This is a genomic window from Gluconacetobacter liquefaciens (assembly GCF_003350405.1).
In the GTDB taxonomy this organism is placed as follows: domain Bacteria; phylum Pseudomonadota; class Alphaproteobacteria; order Acetobacterales; family Acetobacteraceae; genus Gluconacetobacter; species Gluconacetobacter liquefaciens.
Map to the genome: position 1 here is coordinate 84,937 of NZ_QQAW01000004.1, position 17,200 is coordinate 102,136.

The 17,200-nt window shown below is 65.0% G+C and carries 14 protein-coding genes and 2 tRNA genes; 5 read left to right on the forward strand and 11 right to left on the reverse strand.

All coding sequences use genetic code 11. From position 1 onward, the window contains the following. The first annotated feature begins 6 nt into the window (after positions 1-6). Positions 7-486, forward strand: a complete 480-nt coding sequence (gene ruvX / locus C7453_RS08765) for a Holliday junction resolvase RuvX (RefSeq protein ID WP_114727177.1) — start codon at positions 7-9, stop codon at positions 484-486. A gap of 101 nt (positions 487-587) precedes the next feature. Here ruvX and C7453_RS08770 read toward each other — a convergent pair. Then, positions 588-662, reverse strand: a tRNA-Val gene (locus C7453_RS08770). 144 nt (positions 663-806) lie between these two features. Here C7453_RS08770 and C7453_RS08775 point away from each other — a divergent pair. After that, positions 807-1,733 (forward strand): N-formylglutamate amidohydrolase, encoded by a 927-nt coding sequence (locus tag C7453_RS08775; protein WP_245948936.1) that lies wholly within the window; start codon positions 807-809, stop codon positions 1,731-1,733. A gap of 24 nt (positions 1,734-1,757) precedes the next feature. Here the strand turns inward: C7453_RS08775 and C7453_RS08780 are convergent, their stop codons facing one another. From C7453_RS08780 to C7453_RS08795, 4 genes are all read right to left on the reverse strand, one after another. Continuing rightward, on the reverse strand, positions 1,758-2,114 hold the full coding sequence (locus C7453_RS08780; protein ID WP_114727179.1) for a YidB family protein: 357 nt from the start codon (positions 2,112-2,114) through the stop codon (positions 1,758-1,760). Between the two features lie 288 nt (positions 2,115-2,402). Then, positions 2,403-2,477: transfer RNA gene (locus C7453_RS08785), tRNA-Val, on the reverse strand. Between the two features lie 68 nt (positions 2,478-2,545). Continuing rightward, positions 2,546-4,450: a hypothetical protein gene (locus tag C7453_RS08790; protein ID WP_114727180.1), complete on the reverse strand. Its 1,905-nt coding sequence runs from the start codon at positions 4,448-4,450 to the stop codon at positions 2,546-2,548. 81 nt (positions 4,451-4,531) lie between these two features. Continuing rightward, complete coding sequence (locus tag C7453_RS08795) at positions 4,532-5,500, reverse strand: mitochondrial fission ELM1 family protein (RefSeq protein ID WP_114727181.1); 969 nt, start codon at positions 5,498-5,500, stop codon at positions 4,532-4,534. A 103-nt stretch (positions 5,501-5,603) separates the two neighbouring features. Here C7453_RS08795 and C7453_RS08800 point away from each other — a divergent pair, with 103 nt between their 5' ends. Further along, positions 5,604-6,788 carry a DEAD/DEAH box helicase gene (locus C7453_RS08800; RefSeq protein WP_114727182.1) on the forward strand — a complete coding sequence of 395 codons (1,185 nt, stop codon included), beginning with the start codon at positions 5,604-5,606 and terminating at the stop codon, positions 6,786-6,788. Positions 6,789-6,987: 199 nt separating this feature from the next. Beyond that, a complete protein-coding gene (locus C7453_RS08805; RefSeq protein ID WP_114727183.1) occupies positions 6,988-8,019 on the forward strand; it encodes a M14 family metallopeptidase in 1,032 nt (343 codons plus the stop codon). A gap of 59 nt (positions 8,020-8,078) precedes the next feature. Here C7453_RS08805 and C7453_RS08810 read toward each other — a convergent pair whose 3' ends face one another. From C7453_RS08810 to C7453_RS08830, 5 genes are all read right to left on the reverse strand, one after another. Further along, a complete protein-coding gene (locus C7453_RS08810; protein ID WP_114727184.1) occupies positions 8,079-9,230 on the reverse strand; it encodes a lactonase family protein in 1,152 nt (383 codons plus the stop codon). Between the two features lie 41 nt (positions 9,231-9,271). Continuing rightward, on the reverse strand, positions 9,272-10,699 hold the full coding sequence (locus C7453_RS08815; RefSeq protein ID WP_245948937.1) for a cytochrome c: 1,428 nt from the start codon (positions 10,697-10,699) through the stop codon (positions 9,272-9,274). Next, positions 10,696-12,354 carry a GMC family oxidoreductase gene (locus C7453_RS08820; protein WP_114727185.1) on the reverse strand — a complete coding sequence of 553 codons (1,659 nt, stop codon included), beginning with the start codon at positions 12,352-12,354 and terminating at the stop codon, positions 10,696-10,698. Before C7453_RS08820 ends, C7453_RS08815 begins: the two co-directional genes overlap by 4 nt. A gap of 3 nt (positions 12,355-12,357) precedes the next feature. Continuing rightward, positions 12,358-12,987, reverse strand: coding sequence for a sorbitol dehydrogenase family protein (locus C7453_RS08825; protein WP_245948938.1), 630 nt, complete (start codon positions 12,985-12,987; stop codon positions 12,358-12,360). A 170-nt stretch (positions 12,988-13,157) separates the two neighbouring features. After that, a complete protein-coding gene (locus C7453_RS08830) occupies positions 13,158-13,673 on the reverse strand; it encodes a GlcG/HbpS family heme-binding protein (RefSeq protein ID WP_114727187.1) in 516 nt (171 codons plus the stop codon). A 658-nt stretch (positions 13,674-14,331) separates the two neighbouring features. On the opposite strand from C7453_RS08830, the gene C7453_RS08835 reads away from it, so the two are divergent. Then, positions 14,332-15,714, forward strand: coding sequence for a carbohydrate porin (locus C7453_RS08835; RefSeq protein WP_170143167.1), 1,383 nt, complete (start codon positions 14,332-14,334; stop codon positions 15,712-15,714). Positions 15,715-16,032: 318 nt separating this feature from the next. On the opposite strand, the gene C7453_RS08840 is transcribed toward C7453_RS08835, so the two are convergent. Further along, on the reverse strand, positions 16,033-17,031 hold the full coding sequence (locus C7453_RS08840; protein ID WP_245948939.1) for a LacI family DNA-binding transcriptional regulator: 999 nt from the start codon (positions 17,029-17,031) through the stop codon (positions 16,033-16,035). Positions 17,032-17,200: the final 169 nt, after the last annotated feature.

A 17,200-nucleotide genomic window follows, 5' to 3' on the forward strand; every position in this document is an offset into this window, starting at 1 on the left:
CAGACCATGCCCCTGTTCAACATGCACCAGATCCGCGCCCAGTTGGGCCGCGGCCAACGCCTGCTGGGCATCGACCCCGGCCAGAAGACGATCGGCCTCGCCCTGTCGGACCCGCTTCTGATGCTGGCCTCGTCCTACGGCACGCTCAAACGCGGCAAGCTGGGCGCCCTCGCCGCCGAAATCGGCAAGATCGCGGCGCGTGAGGACGTCGGGGGCCTGGTCTGCGGCCTGCCGCTGTCGATGGATGGCAGCTTCGGCCCGGCGGCCCAGGCCGCACATGACTGGATGCTGAACCTGTCGGCCCTGGTCGGTCTGCCCGCCGCGATGTGGGACGAACGCCTGTCCTCCAGCGCCGTCAACCGCATGCTGATCCAGGACGCCGACCTCACCCGCCAGCGCCGCGCCGAACTGGTGGACAAACTGGCGGCCGCCTACATGCTGCAAGCAGCGCTGGACGCCTCGGCCACCCGATCGGAAAGCGTTTGAAAACACACCCGCCCCACGCGCCGCTTTCGCGGCCCGCTCACGCGACGTTCGTCTTTTCAGACGATCTATATTCTTTTTTTCAGAAAAAGGAGCCCGAAGGATGGTGGGCGCAACAGGGATTGAACCTGTGACCCCTACCATGTCAAGGTAGTGCTCTACCGCTGAGCTATGCGCCCATCCGTTCGGTGAACAGGCTTCTAGCCGGGCAACCGGCGTTGCGCAACCCATCCGTACGGAAAAAATGACGAGCCAGTGACCATTTTGGCTAACAAATTAAAAAAGAAGGATAATATCCTTCTCACCGCGCCGGATGGCCGCACGTGACGCACACGGACTCCCCGGTTTCCCCTGAATCGGAGACGATGTCGGGCACGACATCGGAATCGCCCCTCAGCCCATTCGTGCTGGTGCCACCCATGATCGCGGGCGTGCCCCTGGTCGTCGCCTCCCCCCATTCCGGGCACGCCTATCCGCAGGATTTCCTCACCCTGGCGCGCCTGGACCGCACGCTCCTGCGCCACAGCGAGGATTTCCGCGTCGACGCGTTGCTGGCCGGCGCCCCCGGCGTCGGCGCCCACATGATCCACGCCACCTTCCCGCGCATCTATTGCGACGTGAATCGCGATTCGGACGAACTCGACCCCACGATGTTTACCGAGCCCATGCCCCCCGAGCGCACGACCATCACGCCGAGGGTCCGCGCGGGCCTCGGCGTCATTCCCCGCATCTCCGCAGCCGGCGCGCCCATCTACCGCACCCGGTTGCCGCTTCGGGAGGCAACGGACCGAATCGCCCGCTTCTGGGCTCCCTATCACGCCGCCCTGTCGGCCCTGATCGCGGCCCAGGTCGCGGCCCATGGCGCCTGCGTGCTGGTCGACTGTCACTCGATGCCCAGCACCGGCCTGCGCGCTTACGACATGCCGGATTTTGTGCTGGGTGATGCCTGGGGATCGTCCTGCGCGGCCGCCCTCACCGAGGCAGCCGAGACCTGCCTACGGTCCTGCGGGTTCCGGACCAACCGCAACGCCCCCTATGCCGGGGGTTACGTCACGCGCCATTACGGCAGGCCCGCAACAGGGTGCCACGCGCTCCAGGTCGAAATCCGCCGCGGGCTCTACATGGATGAAAACAGCCTGACGCCGAACACCGGATTCGGCGACATCCGCGCCGTCATGACCGCACTGCTGCGCACGCTGGCCGGCGTCGCCACCGACCTGCCCCACCCGTCCGGCATCCGGACGGGCTGACGCGGAAAGCGCGCGCAGGCGCGCTCAGGCGGTAGGAGGCGTGCCGCCCGGCGTCTGATGATCGACGGCAGCCGGCAGAAACTGCGCCAGCGCCGGCAGGATCGTCGCCGCCGGCAGGCCCGTCTTGTCGACCAGCGCCTGCACCTGCTGGTTCGAGAGAATCGAACGCAACTGGTCGGGCGACACCGGCAGGTTCTCGCCGGTACCGATCCACGACCGCACCTTGTCCCCCAGCCCGGCCTGCTCGGCCTGCGCCAGCAAGGTCGAAATACCGTTGGCCGACGTCAGGTCGGCCAGATGCTGATGCACCTGATCGGTCAGACCCGTGCTGTCCGCCAGTTCCGTCAGCTTGTTCACCAGTCCGTCAAAAAGTCCCGCCATGATCCACCTTCAATGCCGATCGGTTCAGTAGAGGCCGATCATCAGGGATCGGCCAAGAGGCCCGGACAAAAAAAAGACGGTGCCGAAGCACCGCCAAGTTTAGGGAGGAAACGTCCAAGAAGCAGCCGTTCAAACGAAACGCTGCAACCCGATTTTGATGGCTCAGATCACTTTTAAGTGTCAAGAAAAATCGCGACGCCAAACGCACGTCCGCGGCTGATGCGGCACGACGGGCGTATTGAACTCAATTCTAGATCGCAGAATTTAAACAGGATTTTTCCGGTCGGATGGTGGGTGCGACAGGGATTGAACCTGTGACCCCCGCCGTGTGAAGGCGATGCTCTACCGCTGAGCTACGCACCCATCCGTGCCCGGTGGGGACCTCTTAATGGATCTCCCTCCGGGCTGCAAGACACCCCGTCACACATTCTTCAAAACCCGAACATATGGTCCAGCGAGAAGGCGCCATCGGCCCGCATCACGCCGTGATAGCCGAACAGCCGGCACGTCACGTCGCGGATCATGACATACCCCCCCATCCCTGCACGCTCGATCGCCGCCGCGCCGAACAGGCGATGCGGCCAGACCATCGCCGATCCCGAACAGGCAATCTCCAGATCCGCCTTCGCTACCGCCTGCCCCTGCCCGTCATGCAGGCTCAGCACGGTTCGCGACCACGGCCGCCAGGCGGCCGAGGCAGGATAGATCAGGCAGCAGAACGCCTCGCCCAGCCCGTTCCCTCCCTTCAGGAACAGCCGCGTGGTCAGCCCCGGCGGCGGCCCGGAATAGGATTGCGGCTCACCGCGATAGGTCATGACGGTATTGAAGATATGGGCCCCGAAACTGGTCTCGGCCGCATGGCCGCCCTCCCGGGCGGTAAAACGGATCAGCGCATGCAGCCAGCCATCTGCCTCGCCGCCATCGCGGAAATCATAGACCAGTTCCCCATGCCCCTCGGGCACGCCCAGTTCCGCCACATCCTGCGCCAGGTCATGGTCGCGCCGCAGGCAGCCGAGGAATTTCCGGCCGGTCAACCGCCCCTCGGTATCGAAACAGTCCAGCCGCAGCGGCAAGGTCACCTGCGATTCGGCCATGGGCGAAGGCTGGACCACCGTACGAAACCGCGCCGGGTCCAGAATCGGGAACGGCAGCAGATACCCCCGTCCCAGACTCGGCGGCAACTCCGCAATCCCCGGATCGGGGCGCAGATCCGCGCGCTCCACGTTCAGATGGGCGATGCGCGTCCGCGCGGCCTGCGTGACCTCGTAGCGCGGCCGCACCAGATACCGCCCCGACCGAAGCTCGATCTGCGCCGGCCAGCGCAGGTCGGGCAGACACTCGGCCACAGGAATCGCCACCGTTTCATAGGGGCCGATTCCACGCAGGATCGGCACCTGCCGCTCGTCCCCCATGCGGTTGAGCGCCATCGCACCGGCCGGAATCGACACCGCGTGGCTGTTCTGCACCCATAGCACCACCTCTTCGCCCACATCCGGGGCCGGCAGGTTGGCATAGCGGTCCGATGGCCAGGCATTGGCGTCGTGCGTCACCGACAGGCTCGGATTATCGCCGGTGCCATAGGTATCCAGCGCATATTTCACCACGTCGTGCCCGGCCACGCCGATGGCATGCACGAACAACTGCCCGACGAAGGGCGGCAGGCCGAACCGCGCGCGCACCGCGCGACTGTCGATCACGATCGCACTTTCACCGTCGGGTACGGCCTCTTCCCAACTGGCCAGCACCTCGCCCCGCGCCCCGAACAGCCGCAGCCACAGCCGCACGTCCGCCGCCCCATAGCGCGCCCAGTAATTCGCCGTGACCAGACGGGTCGACAATCCCTCCGCATCGCGGAAAAAGGCATGATTGGTCGCGAAATTCAGCCGGTCGAGATACCGCTCCGGCACGGTCAGCAAGGCATCGGGCAACCGCACGCCGTCCAGAGCGAAAACCCGCGCCCCGTCGGGCAGCAGATGCGCGATCCGGTCGCGTACCCGCGCACCATCGAAACTGACGACCAGCACCGCCCCGACCGATGCAAGGGGCAGATCCGCCAGCGCCCGCGCGGGACCGGCCGCCGTGGGCCGGCCGACGCGCTGCGTATCATGGACATACACGCCTTCGATCACGCCCAGGCCGGACACTCCATCGAGGGCACCGGGGCAGAGCGCCAGCACCATGGCGAACATGCCCTCGGCGTCATACACCGCCACCGGCCCGGCGGCGCGAACCGAAGCCGCCAATCCCGCCAGCGCCTCGGCCGCCAGCGGATGCGCCAGCGCCTTGTAGAGAACATTGCCGCCCGCCTGGGCGTCATAGGTATGGATGTCCAGCATGGAGATTCCATACCGCATAATCCGGTCCCCAGAAATCATACCGTTTCGACAGGTTGCGGACACCGGGTGCGGGGCAGAACCTCAGCCCAGCCCCAACCGCCGACGCATCGTCTCCGCCACCTCGATCGTATCGTCCAGCGGCCCCACCGGCCACGCTTCCATCCGCCCCGAAAAGCGGCGGATGCGCCCGGCCGACGCCAGTTCCCGCAGAAACAGCCCGATCCGCCGCGACCGTCCCGGCAGATCGACAACCATCACCGGCGCGGTCCCCGCCACGGCCTCGGACACCATCGAGACACTGTCCTGCGTCACCACCACCGCATCGGCGCAGGCCAGCAACCCCAGATACGGATTTTCGCCCTGCATGTCCCACACCCAGCCCCCCAGAGGGGCCAGCGCCTCGCGTATGATCCGGCACACCCCTACACCCGTCCGCCGCGACGGCGTCACCGCCACCCCGACTCCGTCACGGCGCATCATGTCCGCCAACTGCCCCGCCAACCTGGCCGCAACCGCCTCATCCAGCCGGAACCGCCCGTTGGAACCACCCAGCAGCACGGCCACCAACGGGCGCGGCAGATGGGCCAGACGCGGCAACCACACCGCCCGCGCCGCCGCCAGCCGCTCGGGCGAGACCCCATGCAGCGCGGTGCGCGAAAGCAGCACGTTAGAACCACTGATTTCATCATGCCGGTTGGCAATGACCAGATCGAAGCGGTCCAGCCGCATGCGCGGGTTCTGGATCTGCACTACCCGCCGCGTGCGCGCCCGCAACGCAGCCCCCACGGCCCCCCCGGTCCCGCCGACGCTGAAGACCAGCCCCGCCGCCCCAGCATCCAGCGGATCGACGGCCCGCAACGGTGCCGGCCACCATGCGGCCGGCACCCGGCCCCACAGGCCCCGCGCCCGCACAGGGCAGAAAAACGGCTCCAGTCCGGCCCGCGCCGCCAGCCCGAACGCCTGCGACCGCATCCCGGCCAAGTCTTCCGCCACCACCGCCACCGCGCGATCCGCGGGGGGCAGAACAGAAGGGGCGTCATGCGTGTTCATCGCCCCATCTGCCGTCCATCCCGGCCGACCGTCAATGCCACGACCCGCCCCGAAGATTCGCTTTGCTTCCCCCGGACCGCCACACACGGTATCCCCTCATGGAATGACCGACACGCCCTCCCCGGCCGACAGCGCCAGCACCGACACCCCCACCTTCGCGCAGCTTGGCCTTCAGGAGCGAATCCTGGCCAATATCGCCCGCGCCGGCTACGCCGCGCCCTCGCCGATCCAGGCCCTGGCAATCCCGCCGATCCTGGCCGGAAAGGATGTCGAGGCCCTGTCGCGCACCGGCAGCGGCAAGACCGCCGCCTTCGCCCTGCCGCTGGTCCAGAAACTGCTCGCCTCCCCCCAGCCCGCCGCGACGGTGCAGGAAGGCGTCCCCGGCGTGGTGCGGACACTGATCCTGTCGCCGACCCGCGAACTGGCCAGCCAGACCGCGACCGCCATCCGCACCTGCGCCCATGGCTGCCAGTTGATGATCGGACTGGCCATCGGCGGCGTCCCCAAGGACCGCCAGACCCGCGCCCTGCGCGGCGGCGTCGACATCCTGGTCGCCACCCCCGGCCGCCTGCTCGATCACCTGGCCGACGGCACGATCAGCCTGGACCAGACCACCTGCCTGGTGCTGGACGAGGCCGACAGGATGCTGGAACTGGGCTTCATCGAAGACATCCAGTCCATCGCCGAACGCCTGCCGACGCGGCACCAGACCCTGCTGTTCTCCGCGACCATGCCGCCCGCCGTCGCCACCCTGGCGCACCGGCTGCTGCACCGGCCGCTGCACGTCGCCCCGCCCGAGGCCACCGCCCCCCCCCCCCGGATTCGCCAGCAGGTCGCGTTCGTCGCGACGGCACGCAAGAACGCGACGCTGATCGCCCTGCTCAGGCGCGACACGCCGGACAGGGTCATGGTCTTCACCCGCACCAAACAGGCCAGTGACAGCGTGGCCCGCGCGCTGGAATCCGCCGGCCTCTCCGCGGCGGCCCTCCATGGCGACCACAGCCAGGCCAAGCGCGACCGCACGCTCGCCACGTTCCGACGCGGCACGCTGCGGGTGCTGGTCGCCACCGACGTGATGGCACGCGGCATCGACGTCGACGATGTGACGCTGGTGGTGAATTACGACATTCCCGAACAGCCCGAGACCTATATCCACCGCATCGGCCGCACCGCCCGCGCCGGACGGCGCGGCACCGCGCTGTCGCTCTGCGCGCCCGAGGAACGGCAGTTGCTGCGCGAGATCGAACGCCAGACCAGCGCGAGAATCACCGCCATCGACCCTACCTGACCACCCGTCGGCCCGCCTGCCCCAGGAATGCAGGCGGCGACACCCAGCCCCCATGCCGGGACAGGCCCCAGGCGCGCCATGGCATTGCAGGTCCGGCGCGACGCTATAAAATCATTTTCATGACCTGTCCGACCGCTCCCATGGCGCATGACGATGGCCTGTCCGGCACCTGCCGCCCGGACGCGCGGCGCGTGACGGGATGAGCTGCGGCACAGGGTCCCGCCCCGGCGCGTCCCCGCGCGTACGCGCCAGGCCGAAATTTCTCGAAATCCTGCCGCCCCCGCCGCAGGCGCTGCCCGCCTTCACCCAGGACATCACGCCGCCCGACCTCTCGCCGTGGCTGACCGATCATTGCGGCATTCCCGGCGTGGTGCATCACGAGGCCCCCCGCCCCGGCCCCCATGTCGTGCTCACGGCCCTCGTCCACGGCAACGAGTTCGCCGGCGCCATCGTGCTGGACCGCCTGCTGCGCGAGCGGGTCCGCCCGACACGGGGCCGCCTGTCGCTGATCTTCGCCAATCCGGAGGCATTCGCCCGTTTCACCCCGACCAATCCGGTCGCCTCCCGCTTCGTCGAGGAAGACATGAACCGGGTCTGGAGCCGGCAGATCCTGTCCAGCCCGCGCCGTTCGGTGGAACTGGACCGGGCACGGGCGATCCTGCCGGTAATCGAAACCGCCGACATCCTGATGGACCTGCACTCCATGCTCTGGCCCGGCGCACCGCTGATCCTGGCCGGCGCCACCGAAAGCGGCCGCCGGCTGGCAACGATGATCGGCAACCCGCCGCTGGTCGTCTCCGACCACGGCCACAAGGCCGGCCCGCGCCTGATCGATTATGACCGGTTTTCCGACCCATCCGGCCCCTACGCCGCCTGCCTGCTGGAGGCCGGCGCACACTGGTCGGCCGACACGGTCCAGACGACGGATAGCGCGGTGCGCGCGCTGCTGCGGCATAGCGGCCTGCTGCCCGTCGAACCGGCACCACCGGCCGCCGCCAGCCGCCAGTTGATGGTCACCGATATCGTCACGGCCGAAACGCCGGGCTTCCGCTTCGTCCGTCCCTTCCAGGGCGGCGAAATCATCCGCCGCCGGGGCACCCTGCTGGCCCAGGACGGCCCAGACGAAATCCGGACCCCCTACCCAGACTGCATGCTGGTCATGCCCAACCTGCGCCCCGGCCGGGGCCAAACCGCCGTCCGCCTGGCCCGAACCCTGCCCACGCCACCGTAGGCAGTCGCCCGACACCCCGCCGACCGGTCAGGCCGATCGGCGGGGTGTCGGGCCGCTCGTCACTCCGCCGCCGAAGAGCGCGCCAGATCCGCGCCGCCGCCCGGCAGAGGCGCTTCGCCAACCCGCTCCAGTTTCTCGCCATCCCAGCCCAGCGTCAGCAGGCTGCGATCCATGACGCCCTGAACGAGGATTTCCTTCCCATCGGGCGCAAAGGCCAGTCCCTGCGGCCACAATGTTCCCGGCGCCTGGGCAAGCGTGTGCAACTGCCCGTCCTTCAGGGACAGGACCGTCACCACGCCACGGGGATGATAGCGTGGCGAGGTCGGCGGCACCGCCGAACCGTTCTGCGACACGACGGCGACATACTGCCCATCGGGGGAGATATCGAGTCCCTCGGGCGCATTGGGCACCGTCACGCGCTGAACCTCCCGGATCGGCGACGCCGTCAGGTCCAGCACCGACAGGGCACCCGGCAGTCCTTCCCCATGCCCCAGCATGCCCATGACCGCGTAATGCCCATCCTTCGTCATCCGGATGTTCCACGGGCCGGGCGCGATGTTCAGCGGCGTGGGATCGACGGAGATCGCGTCGCCGTCGATATGCAGCAGATAGACCCGATCCGCCTGCCACAGGCTCACAAGCGCCCGCTTGCCATCCGGCAGGATCGCAATGCCGGCCGGAAAGCCCGAAACCGGCAGCGTGATGACCTTGCGGTCGCCAAGCCTGTGTCCGTCGAAGCGAAACCACGTCAACACGCCCGACTTGCCATTGGCGACCAGCAGATGCTGTCCGTCGGGGGTAAAGCGCATCGTGGTCGCCCCGGCGGCGGAGGCCACCTGCTGGACCAGCCGGGGCTTCGCCCCGGACAGGTCCACGACGCTGATACGATCATCGGGGACGATCTTGTTCGTCTTCACGTCGGGCTTCGACGCCGAGGACACCAGGACGGTCTTGCCGTCATGCGTGAATTCAAGCGCCGTCGGCGGCCCGATCACGCTTACGGGCACATTCAGGCTCGCCCGCACACCCCAAACACCGTTCGCGGCCCTTTCCAGAACGGACAGCGTGTCGGGAACCAGCGGCTTCGGCAGGACCTGCACCCCATTCTGTAGAATGGAGTGCCCGTCATTGGCCGAAACGACCGTCTGCGCGCAGACCGGCGAGGACATGGCAAGCAGTGCCGTAAAGGCAAGCGTCAGTTTGTTGCGCATCTTCGATATCAACCCATCAGTCCCTGAAACCGGCCTATCTTTCAACGTGTCTTCCGGACCCGGCGCACAACCAGCACGACAAGACCGGCCAGGACCAGAACCCCGACGATCATGCCCGGCACGGCAAAGGCCCCGAGCTTCGCGATCAGCGGCTTGGGACCACCCGAGCGGATCAGCTTCACGTCATCCGCCGAGACCTTCACAGCCGGGTTGCCGAATTCCTGCTCAACATAGTTGCTGATATCGGCAATGTCCTGATCGGAGAGCGCATCCACGTACGAGCCCTCGCCAAAGCCCGGCATATAAACCGTATGGCCGCCCACTTCGCGCCTGACGCCCATCAGGATCGTCGAGATCAGGTTATCCGCGATCGGTGCGCCGACAGCCGTATTATGGAAGAGCTGCGGATAATACCCATCGGGGCTGCCCTTGCCCGTCGGGCGATGGCAGGCCGCGCATTCGCCGGTAAACAGGCGCTCCCCACGGCTCATCCCGCTTTCCGCCAGCCCACGATAGGCGGTCTCGCGGTCGGAAGCCTTGCCATACGCATCGCGCGGCGCGGTGTCCCTGCTGTCCGAAATCGCGGGAACCTGCTTGATATAAGCAACGATCGCGCGAATATCGCTGTCGTCGAGATATTGGAAACTGTGCTCCACAGCCTCCGCCATCGGACCGCCGGCCTGGGCCTTCCCAGGCACGTCGCCGGTCTTCAGGTACCGGGCGAGGTCATCATCGCTCCAGGACCCGACACCACTTTTCTGATCGGACGTAATATTGGGCGCATACCACGACGCCAGCGATGCGCCGCCCAGAGCCTTGCTGCCGATCTCGGCCATCATCGCATTGCGCGGCGTGTGGCAGGTATCGCAATGCGCCAGCGCGTAGGACAGGTAATGCCCGCGATTGACTTCCGCCGACTTGCCCGGCTCCGGCTTGAAGCGCGTATCGTCCAGGAAGAGCAGGTTCCAGAACGCCATGCTGGCGCGAATATTGTACGGGAACGGCAGCGCCGTCTCCCGCGCCTTCGCCTCGACCGGCTTCACGTCGGTCATGAAATAGACATACAGCGCGTGAATGTCTTCGTCGGTCAGCTTGGTGTACGACGTGTATGGCATCGCGGGATAAAGATGCGCGCCATCGCCACGAATCCCCTCGCGCAACGCGCGGGCAAACTGCGCCTCGGTATAGGCGCCGATGCCGTACGTCTTCGAAGGCGTGATGTTGGTGGCATAGATCGAGCCCAGGGGCGATGCGATTCCATAGCCACCGGCAAACGGCTTTCCGCCACCCGGCGCCGTATGGCAGGCGGCGCAATCCGCCGCGACGGCAAGATAGTGCCCGCGCTGGGCAATGGCCTCATTCGGCTCCGGCACCTGCGCCCGAACGACAGAGCAGGACAATACCAGCGCTGCGGCGGCCAGTCCGAGATGACCGGCCAGTTCCCGCACCTTCCTGGAACTCTGCATCATGCCCGTCCCTTTTCGAAATCCGCTTTGATGGAGTCGGCCGCCTTCAGGCCGAGGGCCGCCATGCTCAGCGTCGTGTTCACCACGCTGGCCGAAGGCATCGCCCCGCCGCCAGGCAGCCAGAGGTTGGGGTGGTCGTGGGCGCGGCAATCACCGTCGACGACCGAATCCTTGGGATTCTTTCCCATGATCGTGCCGCCCATGATGTGATTGTTCGCGTTGTAATCGGTCGTGATGCGCAGCTCGGTGCCGCCCAGAAGACCCGCGATCTGCTTGACCTGCTCGTTGACCGATTCCAGTCCCTTGCGAACATAATCGCCGACATCATAATGAATGTCCGGGCATGCCAGACCCAGCGGGTCCTTGCGCGTGCTGCTCAGGGTCAGCCGGTTATTGGGGTCAGGCAACGGCTCCAGGCTGATCGACAGATCGACACCGCACGCCGCGCGACGGCGGATCTCGTCATCCAGTTCCTGGCCAACCAGCCCGAGCGCCAGCGCCTGCTGGGTCGCCGGCGCAACACGGCTGATATTGTTCAGGATCATCTTGTTCGCGGAATACTCGCTGCGGAACCCACCGTCCCGCGGCCCGACGATGCAACTGCTCTGCGCCGGCCCGCGCCCGAACCAGAGCGGCTCGTTGGCCAGGAACGACGCATGCACGCCCGAATGGTCCATCATGTTCCGGCCGACCTGGTCGGACGAATTGGCAATGCCGTTCGGGTTGCGGGCATTGGCCGCCAGCAGCAGCAGACGGGGCGTCTCGATCCCGTTGCACGCCAGCACGAACGTCTTGCCGGTCGCCTTGTGCGACTGGCGGTGCGCATCATACCAGTAGACGGCCGTAATCCGGTTGTTCTCGTCCGTATCCATCCGGTAGACGACGGCTTCGGCGAGCGTCACGGCTCCATTGGCTTCCGCGCGGTCGATATGCTGGATGCCGTTATACATGGCGCCGATCGGGCAGATGGGCTGGCAGTTGTTGTTGCCGCAGCACGACGGACGGTCGCCGAAAGGCTCCATGCTGCGCCCCTGCGGAATGGGCACAAGATGAAAACCGTGCGGATTCACAATCTCCGCCACCCGCCGATCGCCATAGCCGAAGGGGATCATGTCGCGGGGATAAGGCCGGCTCCGTTCCGGAGGCGACTGGAGGGAAACGTCATGCGGGCCGGAAACGCCCATCTCCTCTTCCGCGCGGCAATAGTACGGCTCAAGCTCGTTATAGGAAATCGCCCAGTCCCGGCCGACGCCATAACGCGATTTCATCTCGAAATCGGCGGGCAGATGCCGCCAGCAGGACGCCGCCCAGTGCCAGGTCGTGCCACCGACCGTCCGCAGATACCCCTGCTTGAACGCCGAACCATTGGGACCGGACAGACCGACATAATCGTTGGCAGGAAAATACAGCGGCGCCTGGGCCAGCGGAGATTGCGGATAAAGCCCCTGGAAATCGGAATGCAGGCGGTTATGAAACGACATGTTCCGCCAGTTTTCGACATACTCTTCCCGCTTGAGGCGCAGGCCGGCTTCGAGAATGACGACCGAGCGACCAGCGGCCGCCAGTTCGTTCGCGATCATGCCGCCCACGACCCCCGAACCGACGACGACGACATCGGCCGAAACGTCGCCGGACTGGGAAAATTCTGGTTTGGCCACGATTTATTGCTCCCTGTGCGGCAACGGAGAATGAGGGGGAGATGACGGGGGAATGGTCCCCAGCGGCGGCGTCTGCCGGGGCGCCTTGCCTTCGACGCCCGCACCCTGCGGCATCGGAGCCGGCGGCGTGGCCGGCAGCGGCGCATGAACGGGAATCCCCAGCGGCGGCGGCGTCTCCGTCCACCAGCCCGGACGATCGAAGCAATAGGTCGGAACCGGCAGCCCATCGCGCGTCGGCTGGTACATCAGCGCATCATAGTAAGCGACCGTCGGCGCATTCGTCTTGTCCTGCACCGAGCCGGTATACCAGGCCGCGTTCAGGGCCAGCAGGTCATCCTTCAGGTCGCCGGCACGGTCCAGAATCTCCCGGGGCGTACCCCCCTGGGCAACCAGACCGGAAAGTGCCTGTATCTTTGCGGCATAATCCGGAAACGTCTTCTGCATCGCCGCAAACAGGCGGCGCGCGATGACCGGATGCAATTCCGAATGCCCGGTAATGGCACGAGAGACCGACAGGAACGTCGCATCATCGACCGTCGCGGCATGCGCGACATCGCCGGAGAACCCGAACTCGCCGAAAGCTGCCGAAAAGCCGGCAACGACCGTCCCCAGCATGAGCGAGCGGCGACTCACTCCGGGTTTCCGGGCGGACCCGTCGCCGTTCACGTCACTATTTCTGTTCATGCCTCACTTTTCTCCAGAACACGCATCGGGATGGCCGAGGACAAGACGGTTTCGCAACGGAAGGGCGGGCGATCCGATCCACGAATCCTGCCCCGTGAAAAACCGTCCGGAATGCCCGCTCACTCTTTCATCGCTGCCAGGCCGGCTTCCGCCGCCTGCTCATCCTGAGCGTTGTTTCCTCCGCTCACCCCAATGGCGCCGATCAGACGGCCATCATGAAAAATCGGTATTCCACCAGCAGCCGGCATGGCATGCGGCAAGGCCAGCACGGCCATTTTCCCACCCGTCAGCGCCGTTTCGAATGCGGCGGAGGGGCGCTTGTAAAAGACCGCGCTGATCGCCTTGCGTTCCGCCAGTTCGAGGCTCGCAATCTGCGCATCCGCCATCCGTTCGGTCAGGATCGTCCGCCCGCCCGCATCCACCACGTACACGACAACGGCCGTACCATTCGCCACCGCCTTGCTCTCCGCCGCCTGCGCCATCGCCCGTGCCTGAGGCAGCGCAATCACACCGGCAGAGCGGGTCTCCGCGAAAGCCACCCCCGACAGCAGGTTCAGGCCGACGACGAACCCGCACACCAGCCGGCACGCAACGCGGGAAACGGTCTTTGTCGATGCACTCTTGAGTCGCAGCATCCGGCTCGCCTTTCGGGTCGTGTCGCTTAACGTCTTGAGCGCCCTTTGCCATGCACGGGCATAGTTTCACTAGATCGATCTAAATCACTATATTGTGAACACCGTATCATGATCGCCGCCGCCAACCCGCGCATGCCACACGAGAAAGACTCGGAAAATCGGCCATCCTTATGAGAATATGTATTTTTTTTCATAATCCCGACCGGTCAGGATTTTATATCGGTCTAAAATGGATTTCATGATTCACCACCCGCACATACCTGATCACGGTTTTCGTGATCTGGCATGATCTGTGAAGCATGACGATTGTATGGCATCTCGCTGGCTTAACGATATCGAGTATTTTATCCGAGCCCCCGCGCTATTCGGATAAGGTGCAAAGTATATAATACACTTCAGGTCACAGGATTTCAGATGACAGGCTCTGTATATAAACAAAAAATCGCACAGTGTTCCTGCTTCAGTTTCGGGAAATACAGGAATTTTTCGCTTACTACTCTTACCTTACTCCAATTGTCCGGAAACACCGTCCCGTCATTCGCACAGGACACCCAAGGCACCGCCAAGGTGGCCAAAGCTACGAAGCGGAGCCAGGCTCAAAACCAGAATCTCGGTCCGCAGCAGAATGCGTCGTCACCACTTAACTCGGTCCAAGAGAATGCCCCCCCCTCAGGCATCCATTCCGCCGGGCATCCTGACGACGTACCCGTCTCCTCCCCTCGCCTCTCGGGGCGGGCAGCCGGCCCCCATCACCAAGGGGCCCCCCGCCCTGTTCCCCGCTCTTTTCGGCGTCACACCCTGGCTCCAGCGGCGCGGCATTGGCTTTCATTTCGACAACACCAACGAATATGCGGGCGCGCTGCAGGCCCCCACGCGCGGTCCCCATTACGGCAACTATCGCCAGGGCTCGAGCAACGCGGGCCAATACTCGGCCAACCTGACCGTGGACTGGGAACAGCTGGCGGGCATCAAGGGGTTCATGACGCACATGACCACCGTCGGCCGCTACGGCACGACCGCCAACCGCATGTTCGGCGACTGGCTCGCCCATAGTTCGGAAATCTATGGCGGCGGTGGCAACGTGGTCGTGCATCTTGTCTCCCTGTACGGAGAGCAGAGTCTCTACAAGGGCAGGCTCCTGATCGCCGGCGGCCGCATGTCCCAGATGTCGGATTTCGCCTCCAGCCCGCTCTTCTGCAATTTCCAGAACAATTCGTTCTGCGGGCGTCCCAAGGCGGCGGCGGACAGCACCTTTTACGGCAGTTATCCGGCCGCGACCTGGGCCTTTCGCCTCAAGGGCCGTCCCCGTAAGGATCTTTACGTCCAGACCGCCGTCTATTTCGCGGAAAACGGCATTTACATGAACTATCAGCACCGCACGGGCTTCAAATGGAACGGCGCCAACATCGTCGGATACGAAATCCCCGTCGAAACCCAGTGGGAACCGAAATTCGGCGCCGACCACGACCTTCCCGGCCATTATAAACTCGGCTTCGTTTTCGACGATGTCCAACGCGCCGACAATTACTACAACACCGCCGGACAGTCCTATTATGTCTATGGCGGCAAGCAGCTCATGCGGAAATCCTCATGGCAGACATATTTCATGTTCGACCAGAAGATCATGAACTATCCCGGCCGCCCCAAGACCAGCGGCCTGACCTTCATGGGTGGCTATATCTACAACTCTCCCCACACCTCGGTCCGTGATTTCGAAGTCTATGGCGCGTTCATGAGCCAGGGCCTCTTCCCCGGCCGCCCCCAGGATATCCTGGGCGCCGCGTTTTCATATGTCAGCATCGCACCGGGCACGAGAGACACCACCATGGCGATGGTCAACGCCGACAAATATACCGGCATGCCCAACCATGCCACGGGTGTTCAGACGAATGCTCAGGTGCTGGAACTCGATTATTCCATACATGTTATGCGCGGCGTGACCTTCAGCCCGGACTTTCAGTACTATATGAACCCCAACGGCCAAAAGGGATTGCGGAACTCCGTGATGCTGGGCTTTAAGTCCTATGTCTCCTTTTTTTAGATCGGTCCAAGCGGATATTTGCGCATGACGGTTCCGTCCGTATCTGATCGTTTCGGCACAATGCCGCCCAACCGGGCGGCATCGTACCCTCGCGTGTCCAACGATCGCGTAACGCACGGATATGTACAGGCGGGCAGGACACGGCCCGCAGCCCTGCGGACTGTCGGCAAGGTCCTCCTGCCGGCGATCCAACGCGCATGTCCTGCGCCTCGCGGCTGCCGCCCATCAGAGCCGCTCCGTTCCCATGCTCAAAAATACACGCAGGCCCTGCCGTTGCGCGACACGCTCGCCCGGCTGGCCGACTGCGCAGACAGGCTCTTACGGCAGGGGGCCGCCGCAGCTTTCCCTGACCATCAACTGGCCCGATACGAGAATACGCATGCTGGACGCACGCGGTTCCGTAATCCGGTCCAGCAGCAGCCGCGCGGCATTGCGTCCCACCCCGACGGGGTCCGTCACGATCGTCGTCAGCGTGGGGAAGGACGTCGCGGCCTGCGGCAGGTTATCGGCCCCGATCACGGCGAAATCGCGACCGGGCAACTCCCCCTCGGAGAGCAGCCGCCCCATGAGCGACAGCGCAACCATGTCGTTGTAGCAGATCGCGGCATCCGGCGGGGACGCGGACGCCATAAGGCTTTCCAGCGAACCGAAATCGGACAGATTGTCAAGGTCCGTCGGTATGATCAGGTCGCTTTCCAGACGATGACGCCTGAGCGCGCGCTGGAAGCCTTCCAGCCGCTCGCAGGCCGCCGAGTGCACGCGGTCTCCGCCCAGAAAGGCGATTTTCCTGCGTCCATGCCGCACCAGATGCGAAACCGCCAGGTCGGTGCCCCCGGCGTAATCCGGCCCCACGTAATCGCCGGCAGTCGGGGACACGTGGCGCAGCACCTGCACGTAAGGCAGACCCGTTTTCTCGATTTCGGAAAGGAGCGTTTCATCACTTCCCACCGCCGGACAGATGATCAGCCCATCCACGCCATGTTCCCGCAGGCGCCAGATCTGGCGCATCTGCCGTTCGGTGTTCTCGGCGCTGTTGACCAGCAACGCCACGATCCCGGCATCGACGAAGACTTCATCAATGCCGATCAGCAGCTTGCTGTAGAAGGGGCTGCCGATATTGCACAGCACCACGCCGATCGTGCCGGTCCTCTGCCGCCGGAGATTGGCGGCGCCCCGGTTGTAGATGTAGCCAAGCTTGTGCATGGCCGCGATCACGCGCTTGCGCGTTTCGGCCGAAACAAGGGGGCTTTCCCGCAACACCAGCGAGGCGGTCGCCCGCGAAACCCCGGCTTCTTCGGCAACCGACTGCAGATTCACCCTTTTCTGACTGCCGCCTGTGCTCACCAGCCTCTCTCCTCTGATCGCGACGGGCCATGAGCATTCAAGCGATGCATTTCAGACAGTCACTTCTTCGTCCGGCGATCATCCCATAGCTCCGGTCATCCGCAAAGGGGCATTCCCCCTCCCCACAGAGACATCGGAAGTG

Excerpts from the sequence above, each read along its gene's own strand:
- ruvX (WP_114727177.1), top strand. The coding sequence starts at position 7 with ATGCCCCTGTTCAACATGCACCAGATCCGCGCCCAGTTGGGCCGCGGC.
- C7453_RS08780 (WP_114727179.1), bottom strand. The coding sequence starts at position 2,114 with ATGGCGGGACTTTTTGACGGACTGGTGAACAAGCTGACGGAACTGGCG.
- C7453_RS08790 (WP_114727180.1), bottom strand. The coding sequence starts at position 4,450 with ATGCTGGACATCCATACCTATGACGCCCAGGCGGGCGGCAATGTTCTC.
- C7453_RS08795 (WP_114727181.1), bottom strand. The coding sequence starts at position 5,500 with ATGAACACGCATGACGCCCCTTCTGTTCTGCCCCCCGCGGATCGCGCG.
- C7453_RS08800 (WP_114727182.1), top strand. The coding sequence starts at position 5,604 with ATGACCGACACGCCCTCCCCGGCCGACAGCGCCAGCACCGACACCCCC.
- C7453_RS08805 (WP_114727183.1), top strand. The coding sequence starts at position 6,988 with ATGAGCTGCGGCACAGGGTCCCGCCCCGGCGCGTCCCCGCGCGTACGC.
- C7453_RS08810 (WP_114727184.1), bottom strand. The coding sequence starts at position 9,230 with ATGCGCAACAAACTGACGCTTGCCTTTACGGCACTGCTTGCCATGTCC.
- C7453_RS08815 (WP_245948937.1), bottom strand. The coding sequence starts at position 10,699 with ATGATGCAGAGTTCCAGGAAGGTGCGGGAACTGGCCGGTCATCTCGGA.
- C7453_RS08830 (WP_114727187.1), bottom strand. The coding sequence starts at position 13,673 with ATGCTGCGACTCAAGAGTGCATCGACAAAGACCGTTTCCCGCGTTGCG.
- C7453_RS08835 (WP_170143167.1), top strand. The coding sequence starts at position 14,332 with ATGCCCCCCCCTCAGGCATCCATTCCGCCGGGCATCCTGACGACGTAC.